Annotated in this window: 1 protein-coding gene; it reads right to left on the minus strand. The window is 50.8% G+C overall.

Annotation, left to right across the window (positions count from 1 at the left end; all coding sequences use genetic code 11):
* Positions 1–201: 201 nt before the first annotated feature.
* Positions 202–492 carry a hypothetical protein gene (locus ACO0E1_RS18910; protein ID WP_422875578.1) on the minus strand — a complete coding sequence of 97 codons (291 nt, stop codon included), beginning with the start codon at positions 490–492 and terminating at the stop codon, positions 202–204.
* Positions 493–821 lie beyond the last annotated feature (329 nt).

Genomic DNA, 821 nt, shown 5'->3' on the forward strand with positions numbered 1-821 from the left:
GCTCAAGTGAAGCACTGTTCACATCACATTTTCGCAAGAGAGATACTGGCTTTAGGACAGGAGTGTCATCTGCGTCGTCTGACTCCTCCTCCTCCTCCTCTTCCTCTTTAGACGGCCTCTTGGAGGAGGACTGACACCTAAGGATGTCCTGTGAGGACAGGCAATGGAAGTACCCTCTGGGGAAGAGCTCACTCTCCTTCTTCAGAATCTTAAATCTTGCTTACACAGAGGACTTGTTAGGATTTTCTCCGTGAGCTTCATGATGTTTATCCTGGTCTCTTGTGGGAGGGTATCCACCAGTCTCTTCAGCTGGGTGCCCGCATTTTGCAGGTCTGAGCCAGGGTTGAAAGGCTTCAGGGATGCCACATAACCAGACTCTGATTCCATGAGGAGGGCCTCAAGGACTTGAAGAAATCCTGGGCAGATGTCCGAAGAAGCTGAGCTGCAGCAGATGGACAGCATGACCACAGTGATTGTGATGGCGATCTTCATGGTAGAGGTTGGAGGCTTTGGTGTCTGTAGATGTGGGGTGATGTTGTAATGTGTGTGTGTGTGTGTGATGTGAGTCACCCAAAGGTCCCTATGTTATTGATTTTCAAATGCACACTTTCACACACAAGGATACACTAACAGACCAAAATCAATGAGATGTCCCTGATCCTGCCCCTCAGCCCAACACCTGGAATCCCTGCCCTGCCTAATCAGCCCTACCCCATCCTGCCTTTCTTCCTTCCTCTTCTGAGGCCAGGGAGAGGGAGGGAGGGCAGGCAGCTGAAAGCTGAGCGTCCTCCCCAAATTGGGCTGATTTGATATGAAAGCCC

Origin of the sequence: Curtobacterium guangdongense (assembly GCF_049341845.1) — a bacterium.
Classification (GTDB): Bacteria; Actinomycetota; Actinomycetes; order Actinomycetales; family Microbacteriaceae; genus Curtobacterium; species Curtobacterium guangdongense.